This is a genomic window from Streptosporangium sp. NPDC050148 (assembly GCF_055586505.1).
Window position 1 is genome coordinate 17336 of record NZ_JBVJIA010000039.1, and the last position, 2787, is coordinate 20122.

The 2787-nt window shown below is 73.3% G+C and carries 4 protein-coding genes; 1 reads left to right on the plus strand and 3 read right to left on the minus strand.

Annotation, left to right across the window (positions count from 1 at the left end):
• From ACZ6RT_RS31835 to kduI, 3 genes are all read right to left on the minus strand, one after another.
• A partial coding sequence (locus ACZ6RT_RS31835) for a helix-turn-helix domain-containing protein (protein WP_470157577.1) occupies nt 1-308 on the minus strand: 308 nt, incomplete at its 3' end.
• Between the two features lie 17 nt (nt 309-325).
• The gene (locus ACZ6RT_RS31840) at nt 326-1063 is read right to left on the minus strand and encodes an SDR family oxidoreductase (protein WP_470157550.1); all 738 of its coding nucleotides are present in this window, start codon (nt 1061-1063) and stop codon (nt 326-328) included.
• Nucleotides 1063-1875, minus strand: coding sequence for a 5-dehydro-4-deoxy-D-glucuronate isomerase (kduI, locus tag ACZ6RT_RS31845; protein WP_399197346.1), 813 nt, complete (start codon nt 1873-1875; stop codon nt 1063-1065). The genes ACZ6RT_RS31840 and kduI overlap by 1 nt, the downstream gene beginning before the upstream one ends.
• A gap of 203 nt (nt 1876-2078) precedes the next feature.
• On the opposite strand from kduI, the gene ACZ6RT_RS31850 reads away from it, so the two are divergent.
• Nucleotides 2079-2636 carry a hypothetical protein gene (locus tag ACZ6RT_RS31850; protein WP_470157551.1) on the plus strand — a complete coding sequence of 186 codons (558 nt, stop codon included), beginning with the start codon at nt 2079-2081 and terminating at the stop codon, nt 2634-2636.
• Nucleotides 2637-2787 lie beyond the last annotated feature (151 nt).

Here is a 2787-nt window from a genome sequence, read left to right on the forward strand (position 1 = left end):
TGGGCGGGGGGTGCGGGTGGGCGTCGTCCTTGGCGGTTCTGTTGGTTTCCTCCCCCCCCCCCGCCCCCCCCCCCCCCCCCAACCCTCCCCCCCCCCCCCCCCCCCAGGGTGAGGATCCGGGGGCCCGGCTCGTAGCCCCCGTGCCCGTCCGGCCGCGCGAACCCCCACTCGACCAGCGACTGCAGGATGCGATGGACGGTCGACTTGGACACTCCCGTCGCCGCGGCTATGTCGGTCACGCGATGGTGCTCGGCGATCGCCTCCAGCACCGCCAGCGCCTTGTCGATGGAACTGCCTTCCCTGACCACGATCGTGAGCCTACTGGTCAGCGTGCCAACCAGCCTCCGTCCACCGCGAGCAGGTGCCCGTTGACGTAGTCGGAGGCCGCGGACGCCAGGAAGACGGCGGCGCCCACCAGGTCCTCGGGCGTCCCCCAGCGACCTGCCGGGATGCGGGATCTGATCTCCGCCTCGCGCGCGGGGTCGTCCCAGAGCCGCTCGGTGTTGCCCGTCCTGATGTAGCCGGGGGCGATCGCGTTGACCTGCACCCCCGAGCCCGCCCACTCGCAGGCCAGCGCCTTGGTGAGCCCGGCGACGCCGTGCTTGGCCGAGGTGTAGCCGACCACGTTGACGCCCCCCTGGTGGGAGAGCATGGAGGCGATCATGATGATCTTCCCGGAGCCCCGGGCGAGCATCCGCGTCCCCAGGGTCTGGCTGAGCAGGAAGACCGCGTCGAGGTTGACGTCCAGCACCTCCCGGAAGGACTCGTAGGGGTGTTCGGAGGCCGGGGCCCTGCGGATTATCCCGGCGTTGTTCACCAGCACGTCGACCCGGCCCAGCCGCGCGGCCGCCTCGGGGACGGCTCCGGGGTCGGACAGGTCGAGGATCCACCGGGAGACCTGCCTGCCGGTCTTGCGCACCTCGGCCTCGACCTCGTCGAGGTCGTCGTCGCGGCCGTGCAGCACGATGTCGGCCCCGGCCGCGGCCAGGCCCACCGCGAGCGCGCGCCCGATCCCGGTCCGCGCGCCGGTGACGAGCGCGGTCCTGCCCTCCAGCGAGAACATCAGCGCATCTCGCCGATCTCGACCTGCTCCATGTCCTCGAAGGCCTGGTTCTCCCCGCCCATGGCCCAGACGAACGAGTAGCTCTTCGTGCCGAAGCCGCAGTGCACCGACCAGGACGGGGAGACGACCGCCTGCCGGTCGGCGACCACCAGGTTGCGCGTCTCGTCGGGCCGTCCCATCAGGTGGATCACCCGCTCGCCCGGTGGCAGGTCGAAGTAGAGGTAGACCTCGGTCCTGCGCTCGTGGGTGTGGCAGGGCATGGTGTTCCACATGCTGCCGGGCTCCAGCACGGTCACGCCGAGCACCAGCTGGCAGCTCCGGATGCCCTTGGCGTGGACGTACTTGTAGATCGTGCGCTCGTTGGAGCCGTCCCGGCCGCCCAGCCGTACCGGCTCGGCGTCGTCCAGGGTCGCCGCGACGGTCGGGAACGTGGCGTGCGCGGGCGTGGAGACCAGGTAGAACGCGTCGCCCTCGAACTCCACCTCGCGGGCGCCCCTGCCGACGTAGACGCACTCCTTGGGGGCCAGGGGGTACGCGGTGCCGTCCACGGTCACCGTGCCCGGCCCGCCCACGTTGACCACGCCGAGCTCCCGGCGCTCCAGGAAGTACTCCGACCGAAGCGGGTCGGGGGTGTGCAGTCTCAGCGGCCCGTCCTCCGGCATGGCGCCGCCGACCACGATGCGGTCCTCGTGCGAGTAGAGCAGGCGGACCTCGCCGGGCACGAAGAGCTGCTCCGCCAGGAAGCGGCGGCGTAGCCAGTCGGTGCTCGCCCCGGCGATCTGGTCGGGCGCCGTGGCGTGACGTACCTCCATCGACCCTCCATCGTTCTATTACATGAAATTAGAGGCTGCTACATAGAACGCTTCGAGCATACAACGACACCCCCGCCCGCGCACCGGTCGCGTGCCCGCAAGACCCGCGTTCTGCGGGAAATCGCCTCTCCCGCCGACCCCTTCCCGCAGAACGCGGGTCCTGCGGACATGGCATCCCTTCGGCACGGGAGGAAAGGCCGGCCATGACCGGTGGCACACGGACGGCGATCCGCCTGGCGGCGGCGGGCACGGCTCTGGCGGCCCTCTTCACCGGGAGCGGGACGGCCCTGGCCGGTACGGGAGCGGACGCGGGCACCACCGGGACGGCACGGATCCCCGGCGGCACCGGGCCCGCGGCGACGGCCGGCCTCACCGGGCAGGGCGCCACGGCGGTACGGATCCCGAGGAACTTCCTGCCGCACGAGGCACAGGCCCGCAGGCCGGTGAGGTACTCCAGGGAGGAGAAGTGGACGATCCGCGACGGGGTGCGCGGCCCCCTGGAGATCGAGCCGTGCGGTCCGCGCCGGGGGCACCGGGCCGCGCGGATCTCCGCCCGGGGCCACGACGTCCGGGGCTACGACGCCGAGGGCGTGCGGCCCGCCGTCGGCGGGCAGCGGACCGTCGTACGCCGGGACCGGGCATTGGCGATCCACACGCCGGCGGGCGAGCACGGCAGGGTGCGCGACTCCGGCTTCACCCGGCCGCCGAAGGACGCCGAGAGGACGGCGGCCGGGGTCTGCTCGCTCCCCGGCCCGTGCTGACGGCTCTTCGCGACTCCTCGCGACACGCTTCCGTGGGGGGGGGGGGGGGGGGGGGGGGGGGGGGGGGGGGGGGGGGCGGGGGGCGGGGGGGGGGGGGGGGGGGACGGGGGGGGGGGGGGGGGTGTCGCATGCGCACCACCATCCCCCCATA

Excerpts from the sequence above, each read along its gene's own strand:
- ACZ6RT_RS31840 (WP_470157550.1), bottom strand. The coding sequence starts at position 1,063 with ATGTTCTCGCTGGAGGGCAGGACCGCGCTCGTCACCGGCGCGCGGACC.
- kduI (WP_399197346.1), bottom strand. The coding sequence starts at position 1,875 with ATGGAGGTACGTCACGCCACGGCGCCCGACCAGATCGCCGGGGCGAGC.
- ACZ6RT_RS31850 (WP_470157551.1), top strand. The coding sequence starts at position 2,079 with ATGACCGGTGGCACACGGACGGCGATCCGCCTGGCGGCGGCGGGCACG.